The 23,734-nt window shown below is 41.5% G+C and carries 27 protein-coding genes; 16 read left to right on the plus strand and 11 right to left on the minus strand.

Annotated elements, in window-relative coordinates:
• Positions 1-47 precede the first annotated feature (47 nt).
• Positions 48-1,391, plus strand: coding sequence for an acetyl-CoA carboxylase biotin carboxylase subunit (accC, locus tag NYR63_RS10365; RefSeq protein ID WP_005616248.1), 1,344 nt, complete (start codon positions 48-50; stop codon positions 1,389-1,391).
• 45 nt (positions 1,392-1,436) lie between these two features.
• On the opposite strand, the gene mobA is transcribed toward accC, so the two are convergent.
• Positions 1,437-2,528, minus strand: a complete 1,092-nt coding sequence (mobA, locus tag NYR63_RS10370; RefSeq protein WP_279457427.1) for a molybdenum cofactor guanylyltransferase MobA — start codon at positions 2,526-2,528, stop codon at positions 1,437-1,439.
• 86 nt (positions 2,529-2,614) lie between these two features.
• Here mobA and NYR63_RS10375 point away from each other — a divergent pair, with 86 nt between their 5' ends.
• Both NYR63_RS10375 and dsbA read left to right on the plus strand, forming a co-directional pair.
• The gene (locus NYR63_RS10375) at positions 2,615-2,884 is read left to right on the plus strand and encodes a YihD family protein (protein WP_279457428.1); all 270 of its coding nucleotides are present in this window, start codon (positions 2,615-2,617) and stop codon (positions 2,882-2,884) included.
• A 43-nt stretch (positions 2,885-2,927) separates the two neighbouring features.
• Positions 2,928-3,566 (plus strand): thiol:disulfide interchange protein DsbA, encoded by a 639-nt coding sequence (gene dsbA / locus NYR63_RS10380; protein ID WP_279457429.1) that lies wholly within the window; start codon positions 2,928-2,930, stop codon positions 3,564-3,566.
• A gap of 51 nt (positions 3,567-3,617) precedes the next feature.
• Here the strand turns inward: dsbA and ftsN are convergent, their stop codons facing one another.
• The 5 genes from ftsN to NYR63_RS10405 form a co-directional block, all read right to left on the minus strand.
• The gene (ftsN, locus tag NYR63_RS10385) at positions 3,618-4,532 is read right to left on the minus strand and encodes a cell division protein FtsN (protein ID WP_279457430.1); all 915 of its coding nucleotides are present in this window, start codon (positions 4,530-4,532) and stop codon (positions 3,618-3,620) included.
• A 111-nt stretch (positions 4,533-4,643) separates the two neighbouring features.
• Complete coding sequence (locus NYR63_RS10390; RefSeq protein WP_279457431.1) at positions 4,644-5,399, minus strand: class I SAM-dependent methyltransferase; 756 nt, start codon at positions 5,397-5,399, stop codon at positions 4,644-4,646.
• A gap of 17 nt (positions 5,400-5,416) precedes the next feature.
• Positions 5,417-6,085 carry a M15 family metallopeptidase gene (locus NYR63_RS10395; protein WP_279457432.1) on the minus strand — a complete coding sequence of 223 codons (669 nt, stop codon included), beginning with the start codon at positions 6,083-6,085 and terminating at the stop codon, positions 5,417-5,419.
• 18 nt (positions 6,086-6,103) lie between these two features.
• Positions 6,104-7,237 (minus strand): succinyl-diaminopimelate desuccinylase, encoded by a 1,134-nt coding sequence (dapE, locus tag NYR63_RS10400; RefSeq protein ID WP_279457433.1) that lies wholly within the window; start codon positions 7,235-7,237, stop codon positions 6,104-6,106.
• A 22-nt stretch (positions 7,238-7,259) separates the two neighbouring features.
• A complete protein-coding gene (locus NYR63_RS10405) occupies positions 7,260-7,610 on the minus strand; it encodes an ArsC family reductase (RefSeq protein ID WP_279457434.1) in 351 nt (116 codons plus the stop codon).
• Positions 7,611-7,818: 208 nt separating this feature from the next.
• On the opposite strand from NYR63_RS10405, the gene NYR63_RS10410 reads away from it, so the two are divergent.
• Positions 7,819-8,541 carry a DUF5358 family protein gene (locus tag NYR63_RS10410; RefSeq protein WP_279457435.1) on the plus strand — a complete coding sequence of 241 codons (723 nt, stop codon included), beginning with the start codon at positions 7,819-7,821 and terminating at the stop codon, positions 8,539-8,541.
• Between the two features lie 48 nt (positions 8,542-8,589).
• Here NYR63_RS10410 and folP read toward each other — a convergent pair whose 3' ends face one another.
• Together folP and rluC are read right to left on the minus strand one after the other, a co-directional pair.
• A complete protein-coding gene (gene folP, locus NYR63_RS10415) occupies positions 8,590-9,435 on the minus strand; it encodes a dihydropteroate synthase (protein WP_279457436.1) in 846 nt (281 codons plus the stop codon).
• Positions 9,436-9,492: 57 nt separating this feature from the next.
• Positions 9,493-10,458: a 23S rRNA pseudouridine(955/2504/2580) synthase RluC gene (rluC, locus tag NYR63_RS10420; RefSeq protein WP_279457437.1), complete on the minus strand. Its 966-nt coding sequence runs from the start codon at positions 10,456-10,458 to the stop codon at positions 9,493-9,495.
• A gap of 224 nt (positions 10,459-10,682) precedes the next feature.
• Here rluC and NYR63_RS10425 point away from each other — a divergent pair, with 224 nt between their 5' ends.
• The 3 genes from NYR63_RS10425 (at position 10,683) to NYR63_RS10435 (ending at position 13,733) form a co-directional block, all read left to right on the plus strand.
• On the plus strand, positions 10,683-11,594 hold the full coding sequence (locus tag NYR63_RS10425) for a mechanosensitive ion channel family protein (protein WP_279457438.1): 912 nt from the start codon (positions 10,683-10,685) through the stop codon (positions 11,592-11,594).
• Positions 11,595-11,790: 196 nt separating this feature from the next.
• On the plus strand, positions 11,791-12,969 hold the full coding sequence (locus NYR63_RS10430) for an ATP-grasp domain-containing protein (RefSeq protein WP_279457439.1): 1,179 nt from the start codon (positions 11,791-11,793) through the stop codon (positions 12,967-12,969).
• 11 nt (positions 12,970-12,980) lie between these two features.
• The gene (locus NYR63_RS10435; RefSeq protein WP_279457440.1) at positions 12,981-13,733 is read left to right on the plus strand and encodes an esterase family protein; all 753 of its coding nucleotides are present in this window, start codon (positions 12,981-12,983) and stop codon (positions 13,731-13,733) included.
• Between the two features lie 83 nt (positions 13,734-13,816).
• On the opposite strand, the gene NYR63_RS10440 is transcribed toward NYR63_RS10435, so the two are convergent.
• Both NYR63_RS10440 and NYR63_RS10445 read right to left on the minus strand, forming a co-directional pair.
• Positions 13,817-14,641 (minus strand): alpha/beta hydrolase, encoded by an 825-nt coding sequence (locus NYR63_RS10440; protein ID WP_279457442.1) that lies wholly within the window; start codon positions 14,639-14,641, stop codon positions 13,817-13,819.
• A 170-nt stretch (positions 14,642-14,811) separates the two neighbouring features.
• Positions 14,812-15,606: a formate/nitrite transporter family protein gene (locus tag NYR63_RS10445; RefSeq protein WP_279457443.1), complete on the minus strand. Its 795-nt coding sequence runs from the start codon at positions 15,604-15,606 to the stop codon at positions 14,812-14,814.
• Positions 15,607-15,822: 216 nt separating this feature from the next.
• Here NYR63_RS10445 and rraA point away from each other — a divergent pair, with 216 nt between their 5' ends.
• On the plus strand, positions 15,823-16,320 hold the full coding sequence (gene rraA / locus NYR63_RS10450) for a ribonuclease E activity regulator RraA (RefSeq protein WP_279457444.1): 498 nt from the start codon (positions 15,823-15,825) through the stop codon (positions 16,318-16,320).
• Positions 16,321-16,366: 46 nt separating this feature from the next.
• Here rraA and NYR63_RS10455 read toward each other — a convergent pair whose 3' ends face one another.
• Entirely contained in the window at positions 16,367-17,077 is a 711-nt protein-coding gene (locus tag NYR63_RS10455) for a tRNA1(Val) (adenine(37)-N6)-methyltransferase (RefSeq protein ID WP_279457445.1), read from the minus strand.
• A 73-nt stretch (positions 17,078-17,150) separates the two neighbouring features.
• Between NYR63_RS10455 and ppa the strand changes: the two genes are divergently transcribed.
• The 8 genes from ppa (at position 17,151) to trpS (ending at position 23,727) form a co-directional block, all read left to right on the plus strand.
• Entirely contained in the window at positions 17,151-17,678 is a 528-nt protein-coding gene (ppa, locus tag NYR63_RS10460; protein ID WP_279445357.1) for an inorganic diphosphatase, read from the plus strand.
• Between the two features lie 95 nt (positions 17,679-17,773).
• Positions 17,774-18,541, plus strand: coding sequence for a M48 family metallopeptidase (locus tag NYR63_RS10465; RefSeq protein WP_279457446.1), 768 nt, complete (start codon positions 17,774-17,776; stop codon positions 18,539-18,541).
• 545 nt (positions 18,542-19,086) lie between these two features.
• Entirely contained in the window at positions 19,087-19,701 is a 615-nt protein-coding gene (rppH, locus tag NYR63_RS10470; protein ID WP_279457447.1) for an RNA pyrophosphohydrolase, read from the plus strand.
• On the plus strand, positions 19,701-20,489 hold the full coding sequence (locus NYR63_RS10475; protein WP_279457448.1) for a sulfite exporter TauE/SafE family protein: 789 nt from the start codon (positions 19,701-19,703) through the stop codon (positions 20,487-20,489). Before rppH ends, NYR63_RS10475 begins: the two co-directional genes overlap by 1 nt.
• A gap of 55 nt (positions 20,490-20,544) precedes the next feature.
• Positions 20,545-21,339 carry a prolipoprotein diacylglyceryl transferase gene (gene lgt / locus NYR63_RS10480; protein ID WP_279457449.1) on the plus strand — a complete coding sequence of 265 codons (795 nt, stop codon included), beginning with the start codon at positions 20,545-20,547 and terminating at the stop codon, positions 21,337-21,339.
• A gap of 159 nt (positions 21,340-21,498) precedes the next feature.
• The gene (locus tag NYR63_RS10485) at positions 21,499-21,720 is read left to right on the plus strand and encodes a hypothetical protein (protein WP_039198069.1); all 222 of its coding nucleotides are present in this window, start codon (positions 21,499-21,501) and stop codon (positions 21,718-21,720) included.
• Positions 21,721-21,893: 173 nt separating this feature from the next.
• Positions 21,894-22,559 (plus strand): phosphoglycolate phosphatase, encoded by a 666-nt coding sequence (locus NYR63_RS10490; protein ID WP_279457450.1) that lies wholly within the window; start codon positions 21,894-21,896, stop codon positions 22,557-22,559.
• Between the two features lie 139 nt (positions 22,560-22,698).
• A complete protein-coding gene (trpS, locus tag NYR63_RS10495) occupies positions 22,699-23,727 on the plus strand; it encodes a tryptophan--tRNA ligase (RefSeq protein WP_279457451.1) in 1,029 nt (342 codons plus the stop codon).
• Positions 23,728-23,734 lie beyond the last annotated feature (7 nt).

Below are 23,734 nucleotides of genomic sequence, written 5' to 3' on the forward strand. Positions count from 1 at the left end.
GGCTTCCGAGTGTTCCGTTCTTTCCTTGACAAAAGGGGAAAACTCCAATGTTAGAAAAAGTTGTCATTGCAAACCGCGGCGAAATCGCATTACGTATTTTACGTGCGTGTAAAGAGCTTGGTATCAAAACGGTTGCGGTTCACTCAACGGCTGACCGTGAATTAAAACACGTACTTTTAGCGGACGAAACGATTTGTATCGGCCCGGCTCCTTCAGTAAAAAGTTACTTAAATATCCCAATGATCATTGCTGCGGCAGAAGTCACTAATGCAGATGCTATTCACCCGGGTTACGGCTTCTTATCTGAGAATGCGGATTTTGCCGAACAAGTAGAAAACTCAGGCTTTACTTTTATTGGTCCTACTGCGGACGTGATTCGTTTAATGGGCGATAAAGTATCGGCAATCAATGCAATGAAAAAAGCGGGCGTGCCTTGCGTACCGGGTTCCGACGGTCCGGTAGGTAACGATCCGGCTAAAAACAAAGAAATTGCAAAACGTATCGGTTATCCGGTGATTATTAAAGCGTCCGGCGGTGGCGGCGGTCGTGGTATGCGTGTGGTATATAACGAGAAAGATCTCGAAGAATCTATCGCAATGACCAAAGCGGAAGCGAAAGCGGCATTTAATAACGATATGGTGTATATGGAAAAATATTTAGAAAATCCACGCCATATTGAAATCCAAGTATTAGCGGACACACACGGTAATGCGGTTTATTTAGCGGAACGTGACTGTTCAATGCAACGCCGTCACCAAAAAGTGGTGGAAGAAGCACCGGCACCGGGTATTACCCCTGAATTACGTAAATTCATCGGTGAACGTTGTGCGAACGCGTGTCGTGAAATCGGCTATCGTGGTGCTGGTACATTCGAATTCCTATTCGAAAACGGCGAATTTTATTTCATCGAAATGAATACTCGTTTACAAGTAGAGCATCCGGTAACGGAAATGATCACTGGCGTGGACTTAGTAAAAGAGCAATTACGTGTGGCGGCAGGTCTTCCGATTTCAATCAAACAAGAAGACATTAAAGTGAAAGGTCATGCGATGGAATGTCGTATCAATGCGGAAGATCCGAATACCTTCTTACCTTCTCCGGGTAAAATCACACGTTTACACGTGCCGGGCGGTTTAGGTGTGCGTTGGGATTCTCACATTTATACCGGTTATACCGTACCGCCGCATTATGATTCAATGATCGGTAAATTGATTACCTTTGCAGAAGATCGTGATATTGCAATCCGTCGTATGCAAAATGCGTTATCAGAAACGATTGTGGAAGGAATTAAAACCAATATTCCATTACACAATCTGATTATGGAAGACGAAAACTTCCGTAAAGGTGGCACGAATATCCACTACCTCGAGAAAAAACTCGGGCTTAAATAATAAGCAACAAGCGGTAAGATTTTCAGTAAATCTTACCGCTTTCTTTTAGCTTTTCAGCCATTGTCGAATAAAATCCGCAATCTGCTCAATGTCATTAATATCTAAGCGATTCTCTCGTGCCAGCGGGTAATCAGTCGCAGTTGCAATCGTCCATTCATCTAGCTCCGGTAACGGTTTTTCAATCGCTTGGCGATGTAGCTGAATCTTTGCAATCGGTTCGTGTTTAAAGCCTTCCACCAAAATTAAATCCACGGCTTTCGGATCAAATTTTGCAATTAATTGCTGAAAATCGACCGCTTGTGTAGGTGTTTCGGTCATTAATGCCCAACGTTCCTCACAGACAACCATAGTCGGATTCGCACCTGCTACACGCAAGCGGTGGCTATCTTTGCCCGGTTTATCTACTTCGACATTATGATGCGAATGTTTAATCAGCCCGACTCTAATGTGACAAGCGGTCAATTTTGGAATTAATTTTTCCAACAAAGTCGTTTTACCTGTGCCGCTATAGCCGGTAATCCCAAGTAATTTCGGTGTAGTTGCAGGCGTTAGACGAATATTTTCCAAATCGGCAAAGGTATTCATATTTTGAAAAGCAGACTTTTGCTCGGAGAAATCCACAGCAACACTTTTTTGTGTTTGGAAAAAATGGAATAAGCGACGTTCACCACTTGCCAGATAAAGACGAAGCGGTGTAACCACCGAACGATGAATTAATGCCGCGGTAGGATGCGCTCGCTCGCCGTCATGCACATAAGCAATTTGAGCTTGGTTGATTGCCAATGCCACCGAGAGTTTTTTCACTAAATTATTGGGTAAGAACGGCGTATCACACGGGACGAATAACAGGTATTCTCTGTGAATATTTTCAAACCCGGAAAGCATTCCGCTTAATGGTCCTTGGAAATCGCCCAAACTATCACAATAAAAAGGCAAATTCGGGAACTGTGTTTGATATTCCGCTTGTGAACGATTGATATTCAAATGAATCTGCGTAATTTGCGGCGTAAGACGTTCCACAATGTGCGCAATCAATGTTTTACCGTTTAATTGCTGTAAGCCTTTTTCCGCTCCGTTCATACGGCGAGCAAGTCCACCGGATAAAATTACTGCGGCAATTTGATCTATTTGTAGCATTTTTAGGTCCAAGTTTTTTGCAAAAGTGTAGCTAAAAGTATATGATTCCGAACACTTTTCAACAAGAATTTTTAAGGAAGCAAAGTATGAAATGCAAACGTTTAGAAGAATTACTTGAGTTATTAGGCGAGCATTGGCGTAAAAACCCGGATTTACATCTGATGGATATTTTACAACAACTTTCGATTGAAGTCGGTGAGCCGGATAACTATACCGCATTACGTGATGAAGTGTTAATTTACCAATTAAAAATGCGTAATGCGGATAAACACGAGCCGATTCCCGGCATTAAAAAAGATTATGAAGAAGATTTCAAAACGGCATTGTTACGTGCTCGCGGAATTTTAAACGATTAGTTGAGTCTAACAGGCGCATTTATTTTTTATTCGAGGAACAATAATGAAAAAATTGGCATTAAAATCAGTTTTAGTCGCACTTTCTGCATTTTTTGCAGTTAATTCAACCGCAGTAGCGGCGGATCCGGTAGAAGGTAAAGAATATACCCAAGTTCGCCAAGCGCCTTCGGCACAAAAAGAGGTAGTAGAGTTTTTCTCATTCTATTGCCCGCACTGCTATGATTTCGAATTAACTTATAAAATTCCAAGCCAAATTAAACAAGCGTTACCGAAAGATGCGAAATTAGTGCAATATCACGTGAATTTCTTAGGTCGTCAGTCAGAGAACTTAACTCGCGCATGGGCATTGGCGATGGCGTTAGGTGTGGAAGATAAAGTAAAAACCGCACTGTTTGAAGCGGCGCAAAAAGATGCGATGAAATCAATGGATGATATTAAAGCGGTATTTACCGCAAACGGCGTCAGTGCGGCGGATTTTGATAATGGTATCAATAGCTTTGCGGTAAACGGTTTAGTGAATAAGCAAGTGCAATTGGCGGAAGATTTTAAAATTCGCGGCGTACCGGCATTTTTCGTAAACGAGCAATACCAAATTAATCTGGAAGGTTTTGCCGATTCCGCTTCAACCAATGAATTTGTTAAACGTTATGTAGAGGCGGTGACTTTTTTAATTAAAAAGTAAATTAAGTATCAAAAAGAAAGGCTCGGATCAGATGACCCGAGCCTTTTTAAATTACATCGAAATAATCACACATTCCGCCACACTACGTGCATTTGATTGTGCGTTCGAAGCGGCGGCTCTATCGCCGACCGGCCCGACAAATACGCGATTCCAATCGGAACTCGAGCTAATTCGGGCATTAAAACCAGCCATTGCCAGACGTGCCTGCATATTTTCAGCTTGCGCTTTGTTTTTAAATGCACCGCATTGTAAACCGAATCTGCCTGCTTGAGCGGTAGGTTTATCAGACGGTTTGGCTGCTGTCGCCACAATTTTAGTTTGTTCGGCTTTCTTCGCTTTTTCCGCCGCTAATTTTGCTTGTTGTTCCGCACTTGCCGCACTTTCAACCGCTTTTGCCGTTTCAACCGGTGCTTTGGCTGACTCTTGTTGTTTTTTCAGTTCTGCTTGCTTACGTTTTTCTTCCGCTAATTTTGCCGCTTTTTGCTCTGCCGCTTTTTTAGCCGCGAGTTCTTCCGGTGTTAATGCGACTACCGCAGGTTGTTGTTCGGTCGTTGTTGTCGTATCTGTTGGCGTTTCTGTCGTAGTTGCTTCGGTTTGCGGTTTTTCCGCCGCTAAACGAGCCGCTTCTTCTTGTTTTAATTTATTTTCTAATTGCTGCTTCTGTTCTTCCGAAAGTTGCGCCAATTTTTCTTGTGATTTTTGACTGTTATCGGTCAATACTTCACGTGTTTCTAAGTCACGGATATAGCTATAAACTTCTTCCGGACGACTTGGTAATGCAGGACCTTGAGGCGGTACGGCTTGGTTTTGCTGAACGGCCGGAATTGCCGGTGCGGGTGCGTTTTCTTTTAACACCCATAATCCGATTCCGCCGGCTAAAAGTAAGAAGATAATAATCCCTAAAATAAGCGATTTATTAATGCCCTTTTTTTTATTGGAACGGGCTGCATAATCACGTTGTGGCACGGTAACACCTTATCTTGTTAGATCTAAAAAAATGAAAGATAGTAATCCTACTAAAAAAACAACAATTTGCCTAGAAGTTCATAGAATAAGCGGGCGGATTTTGCGAAAAATTTACGCAGATTTTAAATGCGAAAGATAAACGTCAAAGCGGTGATTTTTCGTGGTTTGCGAAAAGTCGGGTTTCTGTTCCGCCAAAAAAGGCGCGTAGTCGGGACGTTTGACTACCACTCTTTTGCGGGCCAGTGCTTTTGCCGGTGCAAAGAAATCATCTGAATCCAAATCGGCACCAACTAAATGTTGGAATACTCGCATTTCTTTTTTCACTAATGCACTTTTTTGTTTATGCGGATACATCGGATCTAAATAAACTACATCGGCGGTTTGCTGTTCTGCATCCAGTAACGAGATATTACGCTCATCAGCTAAAATCATTCGTTCCTGCATAAAACTACCAATTTCCGGATCGGCATAGGCTCTCGCCAAACCGTCTTCCAATAATGCCGCAACAATCGGATTACGTTCGACTAATAACACTTTGCAACCGATAGAGGCTAGCACAAAAGCATCTCTACCCAGTCCTGCGGTAGCGTCAATCACCGTGGGTAAGTAGTCCCCTTTAATTCCAACCGCTTTTGCTACCGCTTCACCTCGACCACCACCGAATTTACGGCGGTGCGCCATAGTGCCATCGACAAAATTGACCGCTATCGCACCGAGTTTCGGCTCGTCCAGTTTACGCAGCTCTAAACGCTCGTCAGTTAAAACTAGCGCAAGAATGGCGGATTGGTCGTGAACCAGTTGCCATTTTTCATAAATTTGCTGAAATTTCTCAGTATTTGAAGATTCGTTGATAAGTTGAATTGTCATTATATTAATTGTAAAAATCAGCTAAATAGCTGGTTAAAATGTTCAAGTAAGCAGGCTTTGCCGGCAAGCGGTTCATTTTGCCACGATTTTTGCAAAATCTCGTGGCTGAACAACGTTTCATATTCGGCGGAAATCGGACGATAACTGATATGCCAAGGTTCATAGCCTACTTTCGCATTATGAATGCCGTCGAAAGGGAAATAAAAACCGAAATGCTCGGCATGATGATGAAGCCATTCGGCTAACGGTGCAAAATAACCGCCGGTTTGGTATTCCCAAGGCTCAAGCTGTAAATGTTGCCCTTCTGGTAGCAAATCAGGGTCAAAAACATCAATTTCCGTCCCCCAATGATGACGGCTGGAACCGGGTACTGCCGACCAGCGCATCATTGCTTGGATTTTGTGTAAATCGTCCAATTTATTCATATCAATCGCACAGCCGTTATCATCATGTACTTTACGTTCGCCATTAAATTTTGCATTCCAAATTAGCATTTGGCGATCGAAATCACGATAAGTACTGGCAGGCTGTAAATTAAAACCGGCTGCTTTTGCCGCCTGCTGCAATGCAAGAAAGGCATCAACCGCCTCAGCTTGCAAAAAATGTTTATCTGATAACGGATTCGGCAACGGCACAAGATGTTCACGTGTTTTGCCGGTGAGGATTTGTTCGAGGTTTGCTATCATTTTAATCTTTCCTCAGCATTAACTTTTGAGTAAGTATTCGAGGATTTGATAGTACACCTCTCCACATTTACCAAGGTCTTCTACGCTGACACATTCATTCACTTTATGAATGGTGGCGTTTAACGGTCCGAACTCGACAACTTCTGCGCCCATTAATGCGATAAAACGACCGTCTGAAGTTCCACCGCTAGTATCTAAACGAGGCGTAATTTTTGTGACGTTTTCGACCGCTTGTACCGCCGCTTTGACCAATTCGCCATTACCGGCTAAAAACGGTTTACCGGATAAATTCCAACTAATACGGTGTTTTAACTGATGTTTAGCTAATATTTCCGCCACTTTGTTTTTTATAATGTCATCGGTGACTTCTGTGCAATAGCGTAAGTTAAATTGCACGTATAATTCGCCCGGAATCACATTGTTACTGCCGGTTCCCGCTTTGATATTTGCAATTTGCAAACTTGTCGGTGGGAAAAATTCGTTACCGTTATCCCATTGATAAGCGGTTAGTTCGGTTAAGAAATTCAATGAAGTATGTACCGGATTTTCGGCTAAATGCGGATAAGCGACATGACCTTGTACACCCTCGATATAAAGATCACCGGTAATTGAGCCTCGTCTGCCGTTTTTAATGACATCACCCAATACTTTACCGCTGGAAGGCTCGCCCACGACGCAATAGTGAATCGGTTCGCCTCTTGCCATCAGTGTTTCCACCACTTTTACCGTACCGTCTTTTGCTGCTGCTTCTTCATCGGAGGTAATTAATAACGCAATCGTGCCGGCATGGTTCGGATTTGCTTTAACAAATTCTTCTGCCGCAACAACCAGAGCGGAAAGAGAACCCTTCATATCTGCCGCACCACGTCCGTAAAGCATATTATCCACAATACGAGCTTCAAACGGAGGATAGGCCCATTGCGCTTCATCACCAACTGGCACCACATCGGTATGTCCGGCAAATGCAATGACCGGATGAGTATTACCGTGCTTCGCCCATAAATTTAACGTATCGCCGAATGGCAACCACTCGAGCGTAAAGCCTAATTGCTGCAAACGTTCTGCAATCACTTGTTGGCAGCCTTGATCGGCCGGACTAATGGACGGACGACGAATTAAATCTTGTGCAAGGTTGATGATGTTGTTTTTCATATGCTAATTTTCCAAAAATAAATTATTTACCGAACGTTTGTTCGTATTGTTTGACATCAAAACCAATCAGCGCAATGCCGTCTTGCAAGATAATCGGACGTTTAATCAGGGTCGGCTGCTCTAACAACACTTTTAATGCCGTTGTACGATCCAGATTGTTTTTCACCGCTTCATCTAAATTACGCCAAGTGGTTGAGCGTTTATTGACCAGATTTTCCCAGCCGAAAGCGGCTTCCGCATGCTGCAAGAAATCGGTAGATAGGCCGTCTATTCGGTAGTCATGCAATTGGTGAGTTATATTATTATCTGTCAGCCATTTAAGTGCTTTTTTTACGGTATCACAATTTTTAATACCATATACTTGGATTGTCATATAAAAGATCCTTGCTAGATAAATAGAAAAGATTACTTTAGTGTTTTTTTTCTGTTGAAACAAGCATTGTTGGTAAAAGTGCTATATACTCTAATCTATTATCGGTTCGATTATTAGCCGAATAATGTCTATTAAATAAAAAAATTTATAATCTATCGCCGTGTTTATTTGTATAATTTACGGAATATTCTTTAGGGTATTACTTAAGATGAAGAAACTTACTTTCAAAAGTATAACATTAGCTTTAACGTTGATGTTAGCAGCCTGCGGGAGTTATAAAGATACGAAGATGTCCGGTTCGTCCGAGCCTGAGTATAAAATCTCAGACACGGATGTGAAAAAATGGGTCATTGAAAAAAATAAAGTCGAGCAGTGTTTATTCCCTAAAAAAGGATCGGCTAAAAACAGATTGTCGGAGTCTAATCGCTTTGTCTATCAAATGGCGGCTTATAATAGAACGCTTAGTCAGATTATTGGTGAAGATCATTATCAAACGTTAATGCAAGATCCTGCGTCTCAGCAATATTTAGCGGATAGATTGGCAAAATTAGGACATTCTAAAAGCGTAAAAATTGAAAAAAAGTGGTGTAGTGAGCTGAGAGCGGATTATCAAAAATTTAATAAATCGACAAAAACGGCAAAGTCGGTTATAAAGAAATCGGCAGAGGACGGACAGTCTAAGCAAGCGAAAAAAAGCGTTAGTAAGAAATCGCAGAAAGTGGCAAGAAAAGGCTTAGAAACAAAAGACAAACCATATCAAGCTGTTGATGAAATAGAACAAGTAACACAAGACACCTCGAGTATGAAAGCATCTTCAAAGGGCAGAGCTAACGAGAGAACGGAAGATAGTTCATACCAAGAACCGAAAGCACCGAATGGCCGTATTAAAGTCAATTGGGAGCCGGTGAAAAACGAAGTGTATTCTTACTAAAGGCTAAACAAAAAGAGATGTGAATATTAACTCACATCTCTTTTTTATTTATTCACATTCCGTTACCGCTTGCCATACTTTCAACATATCCGCAGTTTCCGCCACATCATGCACTCGAATAATATTAGCACCGTTTTGCACGGCAATTAATGCACCGACAACCGAAGCGGTTACACGTTGCTCAACCGGTTTACCGGTTACCGCACCCAGCATCGATTTACGAGATAAACCGGCAAGCACCGGAAAACCGGCATCCGAAAAAGCGTTTAAATGCTTAAGTAGCGTAAAGTTATGCTGTACACTTTTACCAAAACCAAAGCCGGGATCGAGGATAATATGTTCTTTAGGAATCCCTGCGGTGATACATTCAAAAATGCGTTGATTGAGAAAATCCGCGACTTCTTCCAATACATCATCATACTCAGGTTTTTGCTGCATATTCTGCGGATTACCTTGCATATGCATTAAACAAACCGGCAAACCTAATTCAACAGCAGTGTCTAGCGCATTCGGCTCGGTTAAGGCTCGAATATCATTCAGAATATCCGCTCCTGCAATAGCGGATTGTTTAAATACTTCCGCTTTTGAACTGTCGATTGAAATCAAACAATCAAAGCGTTTACGTACTGCTTCGACTAATGGTACGACACGTTCCAACTCTTGTTCCAGTGTCACCAGTTCCGCATTAGGACGGGTCGATTCACCGCCGATATCAATAATATCCGCTCTCTCATTTAACATTTTTTCCACTTGGAATAACGCTTTATCCAAGCTAAAAAACTTACCGGAATCGGAAAAAGAATCGGGGGTGAAGTTTAAAATCCCCATAATTTTCGGCTGAGTTAAATCTAACAAGCGGTCTTTTTTTTGATAATTTTTGAAATGAATTTGCATAACCGTATTCCTTTCGCCTAGCACGGTAGCCCGTATTAGGTTCTGTATAAATAATCTCTAGGCTTGAGAGGTTCTCAACTTCGCCAATACACCTTTTAGGGTTTTATCCAATGGGGCGGTAATCAGCATTTCTTCGCCGGTTTTCGGGTGTTCGAAACGGATTGAATAGGCGTGTAAAAATAAACGGTGTAAACCGACCGCTTTCATTTTACTGTCGAATTCCGCTTCGCCGTATTTATCGTCTAAAGCAATCGGATGTCCGGCATATTGAGTATGTACACGAATTTGGTGAGTACGACCGGTTACCGGTGAGGCCTTAACTAAAGTTGCATTGGCATAGCGTTCTTCAATCGCAAAGCGGGTTTCGGACGGTTTGCCTTCTTCGCTTACTTTAACAATACGCTCACCGCTTGCTAATTCATTTTTCAACAATGGCGCTCTAATCACTTTAACGTGCGATTGCCATTGTCCACGCACTAAAGCGAGATAATCCTTTTGTACCACTTTTTCACGCAGTTGCTCATGTAAATTACGTAATGCGGAACGCTTTTTCGCCACGAGCAGAATGCCGGACGTATCACGGTCGATACGATGAACCAGTTCTAAAAATCTTGCTTGTGGGCGTAATGCACGTAATGCTTCAATCACGCCGAAACTCAATCCGCTCCCACCGTGAACCGCAATTCCGGACGGCTTGTTAATCACTAACATCACCTCGTCTTCATACAAAATTTGCTGTTCTAACTCGGCAACTTTATTTAATTTAGTCGAAATCGGTGCCTCGTTCTTCTCGGCAACACGTACCGGCGGCACACGCACGATATCGTTTTCTTGTAGTTTGTATTCCGGTTTGATTCTGCCTTTATTTACCCGCACTTCGCCTTTACGCACAATACGATAAATTAAACTTTTCGGTACGCCTTTCAATTTGGCGAGTAGGAAATTATCTAAACGTTGTCCGGCTTCATCGTCACTGATCGTGAAAAATTGTACGCTGGCACTGATTACTTTTTCTGTGGTCATTGTTCTACTTCTTCATAAAAAATTGGTGCTAATTTTAGCATAATCGCTCGAAGCAAAGCAGATAAGCGGTCGGATTTATCGAAAATTTTACAAATAGCCCGCACTAATCATAATTTCTATTGTCATTAGTACGCATTTTGTGCAAAATGCGCACCTCAAATTTTTTGATTCCTTAGTATTTAGCTAAGGAATTTCTCTCTCTTACGAAATAAAGGAAAAGTAAAATGTCAGCAGAAAAAACCGCTGAAGCAGCTCCACCAGTTGATGTGGTGGCGGAAACTACCAAAGTGATTGATAAAGTCAGCACGATGGATATGCAAACCTTATTAAACGATTGGGTTATTCCATACGGTACTAAAGTATTATTGGCGATTGTTATTTTTGTCGTCGGTAAATTTTTCGCTCGCTTAATCAGTAAATTATTAGGCAAAGCGGCTTTAGCTTCAACCAAAGACGAAATGTTGCAAAGTTTCGTTAGTTCGATCAGCTATTTCTTATTGTTATTGATTGTGGTGATCGCCTCACTTTCACAATTAGGCATTAACACCAGTTCATTAGTAGCGTTAATCGGTGCGGCAGGTCTAGCCATTGGTCTATCGTTACAAAATTCATTACAAAATTTTGCGGCGGGCGTGATGTTATTAATCTTCAAACCGTTCCGCAAAGGCGATTTAATTGAAACCAGCGGTATGACCGGTACGGTTGAGCAAATGGGTTTATTAGTGTTGGAACTTCGTTCCGGCGATAACAAAACCGTACTCATTCCAAACGGTAAAGTGTTCTCGGACAGCATCGTAAACTATTCGGCAAATGATGTGCGTCGTATTGATTTTACTTTTGATATTTCATACGAATCCAGCCTAAAAGAGGCGAAAGATATCGTTTCTCGTATTTTAGAAAACGATACTTTGGTCTTAAAAGATCCGGCATTCGTGGTTGCGGTTGGTGCATTATCTGCACATAGCGTACAACTTGTAGTACGTCCTTGGGTTAAAACCAGTGATTACTGGACGGCTTACTGGGGTATTACCGAAGCGGTGAAATTAGAATTTGATAAAGCGGGAATTGAGATTCCGTACAATCAAATGCATCTGCATATTGCGGACAATAAAAGTATTGCGATTGAAAATAAATAATTATTTGAATAGATAGGCATAAAGCGGTCGGTTTTCTTGCAAATTTTGCAAAGAATCCGACCGCTTTTTTGTTACTAGATAAATGAATAAAAGAGTATCAAAAAGCATAAAAGTCGCTTAGAATCTGATCAACTTTATAAAAGTTCCGATAATTTTTCTCACTTCTAATAAACTTTCTTATATATGGAATGAATTTATGTCAAAACAACTCAACTTTGTGATGATCTCACCGCACTTTCCGACCAATTTCGAGACGTTTGCCGTCCGAATGAAGGAAAAGGGCATTAATACGTTAGGGATTGCCGACACGCCTTATGCGCAACTCAGTGATACCTTAAAAGCGAATTTAACCGAATATTATCGTGTGGATAATATGGAAGATTACGATCAGGTTTATCGTGCGGTAGCCTATTTCGCTCACAAATACGGACGTATCGACCGTGTTGAATCGCATAACGAATACTGGCTTGAACTGGATGCTAAATTGCGTACCGACTTCAACGTGTTCGGTTATAAAAATGAGGATATGCTCACGATTAAAACCAAAGCGCAAATGAAAGAAGTCTTTCGTAAAGCCGGTTTAAAAGTAGCGAAAGGCCGTGTGTTTAAAGACGAGCAGGACGCACGTCAATTAGCAAAAGAACTGAAATTCCCGGTGATCATTAAACCGAATTCAGGGGTTGGTGCTTCAGACACTTATAAAGTGCGTAACGAAGCGCAGTTAAATGAATTCTTCGCCGTTCAAAATCCGCAGGTTGAATATATTATGGAAGAATTTATTGACGGCGATATCGTGACCTTTGACGGTTTAACCGATCACGAAGGCAATATCGTATTCTACTCCAGCCTTGAATATTCTGAAGCGGTATTAGACACCGTGGAAAAAGACGGCGATATGTTCTATTACGTGCCACGTGAAATCTCACCGAAATTAGTCGAATTAGGCAAAATTTGTGTGGAAGCCTTTAAAGTACGTGAACGTTTCTTCCACTTTGAGTTTTTCCGTGTGAAAAAAACCGGCGAATTATTACCGCTTGAAATCAACTGCCGTCCGCCGGGCGGTTTAACCATCGATATGTGGAATTATGCGAATGATTTTGATGTGTTCCGTGAATACGCCAATATCGTGACGGAAAACAAATTCTATGCAGACATTACCCACCCGTGGAATGTCGTATATATCTCACGTAAAGCGAACCAAAATTATACGAATAGTATTGAAGACGTTTGCCATAAATATGCCGACAATATTATCAGCGTACAAACCGTGCCGGGCGTATTTGCCAAAATTATGGGTGAGCACGGAATTTTAGTCCGCACCGAAACCATGGAACAGTTACGTGAAATTGTCCGTTTTGCACAACAAAAACAGTAAAGGAGCTAACCATGCATTTTGAAAGAAGAAGTCATTGGAGTGGTGAATTAGGTCGTGAAATGCACTTTAATGTGTATGGTCATGCCGGCAAACCGGTTATCGTGTTTCCTTCCTCGGGAGGTAATCAAAACGAATACGGTAACTTCGGTATGATTGAAGCCTGTCGTGAATTTATTGATCGTGGTTTAATCAAGTTCTACACACCGGATTCCTACGATAGCGAATCGTGGTTGGCGTTACATAAATCCGGACACGATATGGCGTTGGCGCATAATGCTTACGACCGCTATATCGTCCACGAATTAGTGCCGTTAATCCGTCACGAATCGAACTGGAACGGCACGATGATCGCCACCGGCTGCAGTATGGGGGCATTCCATTCGGTCAATTTCGCACTTCGTCACCCTGATTTGTTTGATACTACCATTGCACTGAGCGGCGTTTATGACGCTCGTTTCTTTACCGGTGAATTTTACGGCGATCCGACCGTCTATTTTAATTCGTCTATCGATTCGCTTTGGGGGCAAAATGACGATTGGTTCTTAAATCGTTACCGCCAAAATCATTTTATTATTGCGGTCGGACAAGGCGCATGGGAAGAGCAACACGTGGAAGACACCCGTCGTTTACAAGAAGCGTTTAATGCGAAAGGGATTCAAGCGTGGTTTGATTACTGGGGACATGATGTGGAACACGACTGGCCGTCATGGCGTAAAATGATGCCGTATTTCTTAGCTAAATTGGCGGAGCAAAATATTATCTAAACTCTTTTCTTGCCAAAATACAAGCGGTTGGAATTTGCAAAAAACTTGCAGAATCCAACCGCTTGTTTACTTTTATTTGTCGGTTATCTTCCCATTAATGCAAAGCTTAAGAACTCTACAAAATGGTTCGCCCAATATACTTCATGATGGGTTTCATTCGCCATAATTTTTAGCCGAATGTTATCAATCGGATGATAAGTGCGAAGTAATGCTTGATAGTAATAAAGCGAACTATTGATATATGCCTGATTCATATTCGAAATGTATTGCGCATCCATATCATCGCCTTCATTCGTACCTACCTGAATAAACACTTTGCTTGCTTTATTGAGCGGATGACGGTGGACAAAATCTAAGAAGGCGGATTCGCTAAACCAAGAGGCGGAAGAAAATACGCCCAAATGCCCGAATGTCTCCGGATAAGCCGCCCCCATATAGGCGGTAATAATGCCACCCATCGAGCTGCCGGCTAATAGCGTATGCTCACGTTGCGGTTTGGTTCGGTAATGTGAATCAATAAACGGCTTTACCGTATTCACTACCCAATGTCCGTATTCCGCTCCCATACCACCGGCATTACGCGCCTCGGGAGTATGTCCGACATCGGTACGCCACGGAGCGTATTCGTCCAGACGGTGTACCGTCGCATTATCAATTCCGACAATAATCAGTTTCGGAAATTCCTGGTGACTTTTAATGGTCGGAATAATTTTCCATGAATAGCCGGAATAAGATTCTTTGCTATAAAACACATTCTGCCCGTCGTGCATATACAATACCGGATAGGTTTGCCAATTTTCTTTGTGATAATCTTTCGGCAACAGCACACGAATACGGCGATGATGATTGTAGTAAGGCACATACAGAAAATGTTCATCCATTTTCAAATAGTATTTATCCAGATTCATTTTATATTCCATCATTTCACGAGTTTTGAAGATAGATCGTAGCGTTTTTTGTTTATCGAATACAAGTTATTTTATTGAAGAAATAAGGAATTTGCGATGAAGTCGCCCATAATAAAAAAGCGGTCATTTTTTTGCAAAATTTTGCAGAAAAATAACCGCTTGAGAAAAGCTTAGATGGCGTAATCGTCTTTGAGTAAATGTTTATAGGCAAACAGATAAGATGCACCGACAAATGCCGCTCCGCCGGTCACATTACCTAAGAATACCGGAATCATATTAAAGAAGAACTGTCCCCAAGTAACGTTAGCACCCGCCCAAATACCTGCCGGAATAATAAACATATTCGCCACAAAATGTTGTAAGCCGATTAATACGAAGGTCATTACCGGGAACCACATTGCTAAAATTCGTCCGGAAGTTTGTTTCGCACCGAAGTAGAACCAAATACCCATACACACCATCCAGTTACAAGCAATTGCCGAGATAAATGCCCGCCCGAAGTCCATATGTACTTTAGCTTCCGCAATCGCAATAGTTTTTGCCGTCGAAACGCCTTCCGCCAAGCCGACATAATGCCCGAGGAAATATGCCATTGAAACCGCACCGACTAAGTTACCTAAGCTGACAATCACCCAGTTTCGGGCTAATTTCGCTAAGCTGACTTTTTTACTGAATTTACCTAATGCCATCAGCATCATATTACCGGTCGCCAGTTCACCGCCGCCAATCAAAATACAAATTAAACAAATCGGGAAAACCGCCGCACCTAATAAGTTGGCAAGTCCGCCCCATTCCGGCGGAATACCGCTGACCACTTTGAGATAAGCGATATAGCCGAAACTTACATAGCCGCCACCGAGAAAACTGAGAATAGCGAGCATTTTTAAACTGCTTTGCGATTTAGCAAAACTTTTGTCGATAACATCTTGTAGGATTTCGTGTGGATAAAGATCTCTATTGTGCATAATGTAAATTAAATGTTGTTTAAAGGTGCTTGAAATGTAGCAGAGTGGTAGGATTTAGAGAAAGAATCTGCGGTTATATCTCACGCATTTTGGTTATATGCTGAAAAGTGTGAGCCGTTTCGCAAAATAAGCGGTCATTTCGGCTAAACATTTTGCAAATGTAATGGTTAGGTTTATACTCTGAAATAATGACAGCTTTTATAAAAGGAATAGCTTATGCGTATTGATACCTCTGCACTTTGTGATATTTATTCCGATCAAGTTGATGTGGTTGAGCCGATTTTTTCAAGCTTTGGCGGTGCGTCTTCTTTTTACGGAAAAATTACCACGGTAAAATGCTTTGAAAGTAACGGTTTAATTGCCAGCGTGTTAGAAGAAGAAGGACAAGGAAGAGTATTATTGATTGACGGCGGCGGTGCGGTACGTCGTGCATTGATTGATGCGGAGTTGGCTCAACTTGCGCTGGATAACGGCTGGGAAGGTATCATTGTATACGGTGCTGTGCGCCAACTGGATGTATTGGAAACCTTGGATATCGGTATTCATGCATTGGCACCGATTCCCGTCGGTGCGGACGATACCGAAATCGGTGAGGTTGATACGCCGGTCAATTTCGGCGGGGTAACATTCTTCCCGGAAGATTATGTTTACGCCGATTTAACCGGTATTATTCTTTCGCCCGAGTTACTGGATTTAGCCGAATTGGAAGAGTAAACAGATTAAAGATGAAAACCGACCGATGGGTCGGTTTTTTTGTTGCTTACATCTTTAAATAAAACGCGTTAGTGAGTTGCTTAAACGCTTCGGTGTAGTGATTATCCGCATCATAAATGACTACTTCTTGTATGGTAAGCGGTCGCTTTTCAGAAGAAAAACTCAAAATCATACGTTTAGCTTGTTGCCCCTGTTTAGTAATAATTTTGCAAATTTTTATGCAAAACAGACCGCTTGTTTTACTTTGTTCTAACAATTTTTCCGCTACGTCAAAGGGTAAAATAAAAGTTATTTCGCCCTGTTCCGCCAACCATTTTCTCGCTTGTAATAGCCAATCTAAATGGCTTTGGATCGCCGCTCGGGCTAAATCCCGCTCATGGGAACGAGAAGCTAAACTGTCAGAAAAATAAGGCGGATTTGACACAATAAGATCAAACTTTCGGTTAAAGTCATAATCTAATACATCGCCGGGGCAGACCTGTAAGCGGTGTGAAAATGCGGAATTTCGGCAATTTTCGACCGCTTGCCGATAGGCGTTCGGCTCTAATTCAAGCGCAGTAATTTGTGTATTTTCGTCCGTACGTTGCGCTAACATTATTGCGATTAATCCGGTACCGGTGCCGAGATCCAGAATTTGACGTTTTTGCCGAATATCGGCGATCGCACCGAGTAAGATACCGTCCGTATTGACTTTCATCGCACATTTATCGTGTGCGATAAAGAATTGTTTAAATTGGAAACCGTGAGATTTTGTCATAGATGTACAAATTTAAGATGAGATACGCTATAATCGCATTGTTTTTTTACCTCTACAACAGAAGGAAACTAAAATGGGCTTAGAAAACGTACCAGCTGGTAAAGAGTTACCAGACGATATTTATGTAGTAATCGAAATTCCGGCAAATTCAGATCCGATCAAATATGAAGTGGACAAAGAAACCGGCACATTATTCGTAGATCGTTTTATGTCTACCGCAATGTTCTATCCGGCAAACTACGGTTATGTAAATCACACTTTATCATCTGACGGTGACCCGGTTGATGTATTGGTACCGACACCATACCCATTACAACCGGGTTCTGTGATCCGTTGTCGTCCGGTCGGCGTATTAAAAATGACTGATGAAGCTGGCGGCGATGCGAAAGTTGTTGCGGTTCCGCATACTAAATTAAGCAAAGAATACGATCACATTAAAGATGTAAACGATTTACCTGCATTATTAAAAGCACAAATCCAACACTTCTTCGAAAGCTACAAAGCATTAGAAGCGGGTAAATGGGTGAAAGTTGAAGGTTGGGGCGATGTGAACGAAGCGCGCCAAGAAATCTTAGAATCATTCGAACGTGCTAAAAAATAATTGCTATTGTTAGAACGAAATGCCAAACACTTATCGGGTGCTTGGCATTTTTTCTATAGGCAAGAAATAAGCCATTTATTTTCTAGGGGAATAAAATGAAATTAGTTAAGAAGATCGGTGCAGCGGCATTTTTAGTTTCAGCGATTGCGGCATGTGTCAGCACGCAAAGTATTAACCAAGAAGCGGCGCAAAGCTATGCGCAAGTAAAAAGCCAAGCGCAAGCGGAAAGAGCGGTAGATACCAGCTCTGCAACCGCCCGCCGTATCCATACGGTATTTAATAAAATGAAACCTTATGCGGAAAGATCGAATACGACCGGTATTCCGTTCCAATGGGAAATTACCGTATTGAAATCCGATGAATTAAACGCATGGGCGATGCCGGGCGGTAAAATGGCGTTTTATACCGGATTGGTTAATAAGTTAAATTTAAATGATGACGAAATTGCCACCGTGATGGGGCATGAAATGGCGCACGCTTTACTAGAACACGGTAAATCGGATCGTACTTTCAATGCTGTCACCGGTATTGCGGCGCAAGTCGGTTCCATCGCTTTGCAATCACAAGGTATTCAAACCAATTACGGTGGGGTGGATTTAGTCGGTACGGTTGCGGATCTCGGTTTAAATAAACCGTTCTCGCGTAGCCAAGAAACCGAAGCGGACGAAATCGGTTTAATGTTGATGGCGCAATCCGGCTATAACCCTTCGGCGGCACCGAACGTATGGGTAAAAATGAGTAAAGCCGGCGGTAGCTCAGGCAGCTCGATTTTCTCGACCCACCCGTCAAACGAAGATCGTCAAGAGAATTTACAACGCTTATTACCGGAAGCAATGAAAGTGTATCAAACCAGTAAAAAATAGTTTGAAATAAGCGGTTAAATTTATCTCGTTTTTTACAATAGGCAGATCTTAATGATCTGCCTCATTTTTCTGCTTAAAAAATAAGCTATAGAAAATAATCGTGCTATACATTCTAGTGTATAAGATTAACCTATTGTTTTATAAAGGTAATTTTTGATAAGAGACCTTTTATAGAAAGTTATTCACGATCATTATCTGAAACTATCACATATTTATCCACAATAGATGGGGATAAAAAAGCAACCTATGTGAATAAGATAAGAATAAAAATAAAGATCTGGAAAGTTATCCATATAACGTATAGAAAATAGGATAAAAAAGGATCCTTAAACAGAATTCGGATCATTTTTTGCAGGTGAATTCGGATCATTCTTGTTATAAGTAAAAACAAAGGGTTAGCCGAGTTATTTACATCATAAATCGGGCTATTTGACAACTTATCCACAGAGTTATCTACAAAATTGGCGTTAGAGGTTGTTCTAAGGCGTAAAGTGTGAAACAATCTCATTCATTTTCTCTTTACCTAAAGTAAATAAGGTGGTTAAGTGATCGATTTCGATGGCTACCGCCCAAATGTTGGTATCGTCATTTGTAATAAAGCAGGACAAGTTCTGTGGGCAAAACGGTTTGGACAAAACTCTTGGCAATTTCCGCAAGGCGGAATTAACGAGGGCGAAAACATTGAAACGGCAATGTACCGCGAGCTTTATGAAGAAGTCGGCTTAACTAAAAAAGATGTGCGATTATTATGGGCGTCTAAATATTGGCTGAAATATAAATTACCGAAACGATTGGTACGTAGTGACGGTTCTCAGCCGGTGTGTATCGGGCAAAAGCAACGTTGGTTTTTGCTTCAACTTATCAGTAATGAAGACACAATTGATTTAAAAGCAACTAAAAGTCCGGAGTTTGACGGCTGGCGTTGGGTGAGCTTTTGGTATCCGGTGCGTCAAGTGGTTTCGTTTAAGCGAGATGTGTATCGCAAAGTGATGAAAGAATTTGCCGGCGTGTTATTAAATGAATCAAAAAAAGTGGAAACAGTCGAAAAACCACATATAGAACGTACGGAAAAACGAGATTTTCAAAAGCGTGACTATCAAAAACGTGAATTTCGCAAGCCTAGCCGTGCGTGGAATCAGCAGCAGAAAGGAAAATCGTAATGATAGAAGTATTTTTGAGTTGTCTTGTATTAGGTACTGTGGTCGGCTTTTTAGCCGGTTTATTCGGTATCGGCGGCGGTTTAATTATCGTTCCCAGCTTGGTTTATTTATTACCGACGGCAGGTGTAACACCGGAAAATGTAATGGCGGCGGCACTCGGTACATCGTTTTCAACTATTGTGATTACCGCATTTTCTTCGGCACAACGCCACCATAAATTAGGTAACGTGGATGTAGAGGTCAGTAAATTCTTTATTCCCGCATTGATGACTTCGGTGTTTCTTGCCGGTTTAGTTGTGAGCAATCTTGATGCTAAATTAATGTCAAAGGTTTTTGCCGTAATGGTGCTGTATTTGGCGGCAAGAATGTTATTCTCTTTGAAAAAAACGCCTGAAATTAAACCGCTTACCACGCAATCAACCATCGTAGCAGGCGGTGTGATTGGTGTGCTATCAAGTATGGCGGGAATTGCCGGCGGTGCATTTATCGTACCATTTCTAAATAGCCGTGGTTTTGAAATGAAACGGGCTATCGGTACTTCATCATTCTGCGGCGCATTTTTAGGTTTGTCCGGTACGATTAGTTTTATTGTAAGCGGTTGGAATGTTGAAATGCCGGATTATTCGCTTGGGTATGTTTATCTACCAGCATTATTCGGCATTACATTAACCTCTTATTTTACTTCTAAACTGGGAGCGAATGCGGCAAATGTGTTACCAGTCGCAACCTTGAAAAAAGCCTTTGCGGTGATGTTAGTTGCGATTGCGGTTAATATGTTTTTAAAATAACTCGATTTTACTTACTCCCCTCTACCTCAGAGGGGAATTTTTTTAAAGGAACAATATGAACGAACAATTTTTTCAATTTCCACAAATTGATCCGATTATTTTTAGCCTTGGTCCAATCTCCCTACGTTGGTACGGTTTGATGTATTTAATCGGTTTCGGTTTCGCTTATTGGCTAGGTATGCGCCGTGCAAAAAACTCCAACGGCGGTTGGACAACCGAACAAGTTGATCAGCTTATTTATACCTGCTTCTGGGGCGTGGTATTAGGCGGACGTATCGGTGATGTGTTTTTCTATAATTTCGACCGCTTGTTACAGGACCCAATGTTCTTATTCCGTATTTGGGAAGGCGGCATGTCATTCCACGGTGGTTTAATCGGTGTGATTGTTGCAATGATTTGGGTTTCGTTCCGCCAAAAACGCAGCTTCTGGCAAACATCAGATTTTATTGCGCCGCTGATTCCGTTCGGGCTTGGTATGGGACGTATCGGTAACTTTATCAATGATGAACTTTGGGGACGTGTCACCGATGTACCTTGGGCGGTATTATTCCCAAGCGGCGGTTATTTGCCTCGTCACCCTTCGCAGCTCTATGAGTTTTTCTTAGAAGGTGTAGTGTTGTTCTTTATGCTCAACTGGTTTATTAAAAAGCCCCGCCCGGCTGGTTCGGTGGCAGGACTGTTCTTAATCGGTTACGGTGTGTTCCGCTTCTTAGTCGAATATGTGCGTGATATCGACCCGAACGTAAACACGGTAGATGATTTGATTACGCGAGGACAGTTATTATCATTACCAATGATTATCGGCGGACTAGCGATAATCATCTGGGCATATTCTCGTAAAAAAGCATAATGACAAGCGGTTGAATTTGGTGGAAATTTTGCAAATTTCTAATGAAATTCAACCGCTTTTTTATCGCCTAAATTTTGCGATCGTGATCGAAAACACACAAAATTGCGATTGAATCTACCGTGAGATTTTGTAGGCTATGCTTCAAAAAAAGGAGCTGATATGTGGAATCTATTTCAACAACCGGTCGAAAGAGAGTCGTTTGAATCTTGGGGAAAAATGTGTGATGATATTGCGAAAGTCGCATTATTGGCGTTGCCGGTAATCTTATATAGCAAAGAATCATTGGAATTCCGTAGTCTAAATATTTTATTTTTATGTATTATCGCCTACGCTTGTTTAACTATCGGAAGAATTTTTCGTCGTGCGTTTAAGGAGAAATAAAATGGGTTTAACATTAGGATTGGCTATTCTTGCCATACTATCCCTTGCCGCATTAATTTTTGCAAATTATGCTGTAAAACATTCAAAATAGCCAAAAAGCCGTAACCTCTGATTGTTACGGCTTTTTTATTTGCTAAAATTAGCTTCAACTGAATTTAGATAAGGAAAAAGTTATGACTACAAAATATAAAGTAATTGGTTTCGATCTTGACGGTACATTAGTAAATACCCTACCGGATTTAACTTTAGTGGTTAATTCGATGTTTGCCGAACACGGACTCCCGACTACCACTCAAGAAAAAGTATTAACTTGGATTGGTAAAGGTGCGGATATTTTCTTTCAAAATGCAATTGCTTATACCGGACAAGTGTTTGATACAGAAAAATTAGTGCAGTTACGTACCAGTTTCGATAAATATTATGCCGCTTATGTCTGTGAAAAAAGCGAGTTATATCCGAATGTAAAACAAACTTTAGAAGCGTTAAAGGCACAAGGTTATACACTGGTGGTCATCACAAATAAACCAACCAAATTAGTTGAGCCGGTATTAAGCGCATTCGGGATTTTTGGATTATTCAGCGACTATTTAGGCGGACAATCGTTACCGAAAATCAAACCGCATCCGGATCCGATGTTGTATATCTGTGAAAAATTTGCGATTCAGCCAAGTGAAATGTTATTTGTCGGCGATTCGGAAAATGACGTGATTGCCGCCAAAGCCGCCGGTTGTGATGTGGTCGGCTTAACTTACGGCTATAACTACAACGTACCAATCGAGCAATCAAACCCAACCTTCGTTACCGGTGAATTTGCCGATATGTTAAAGTTTGTCAGCTAATTCTGCTCATAACAAGCGGTCAAATTTCCTAATCCTTTTGCAAAAAATTTATGGAATTTGACCGCTTGTGCTTTTATCGAATGGCAATAACGGCTAAGATAAGTCCATTCGTTTCTAATTTAACAAGAGATTATAAAAAATGACCAAACCTATTGTATTTAGTGGTGTGCAACCATCGGGTGAATTGACGATCGGGAACTATTTAGGCGCACTGCGTAACTGGGTGAAAATGCAAGACGATTACGATTGCCTTTTCTGTATTGTTGATTTGCACGCCATTACAGTACGTCAAGATCCGATAGCATTGCGTAAAGCCTCTTTAGATGTATTAGCACTTTATTTAGCTTGCGGTATCGATCCGAACAAAAGCACGATTTTCATTCAATCGCACGTGCCGGAGCATACTCAATTAGCGTGGGTATTAAATTGCTATACTTACTTTGGCGAAATGAGCCGAATGACCCAGTTTAAAGATAAATCGGCACGTTATGAAGAAAACGTGAACGTCGGTTTATTTACTTATCCGGTATTAATGGCGGCGGATATTTTACTTTATCAAGCAAATCAAGTGCCGGTCGGTGATGACCAAAAACAACACTTAGAAATTACTCGTGATATTGCCAACCGTTTTAATGCGTTATACGGTAAAAAAGATGCGGAAGGTAATGTGCTTGAGCCGGTTTTCCAAGTGCCGGAAGTGTTTATCGGTAAAGCCGGTGCACGTGTAATGTCATTACTTGAACCGACCAAAAAAATGTCGAAATCGGACGAGAACCGTAATAACGTTATCGGTTTGTTAGAAGATCCGAAAGCGGTCGCGAAGAAAATCAAACGTGCAATGACTGACGGTGACGAGCCGCCTGTGGTGCGTTACGACCGTGAAAATAAAGCCGGCGTATCAAACTTATTAGATATTCTGTCTGCGGTAAGCGGTAAAACCATTGCCGAATTAGAAGCGGAATTTGAAGGTAAAATGTACGGTCATTTAAAAACCGAAGTGGCGGAACAAGTTTCGACACTTTTAACGGATCTTCAAGCACGTTATAACCACTTCCGTCAAGATGAAGCGTTACTCGAAAAAATCTTCCGTGAAGGTGCCGAAAAAGCGAGAGCTCGTGCGAGAAAAACACTTGAAGAAGTGTATAAATTAGTTGGTTTCGTACAATAATTTGTCA

The organism is Actinobacillus genomosp. 1, from assembly GCF_029774175.1.
Classification (GTDB): domain Bacteria; phylum Pseudomonadota; class Gammaproteobacteria; order Enterobacterales; family Pasteurellaceae; genus Actinobacillus.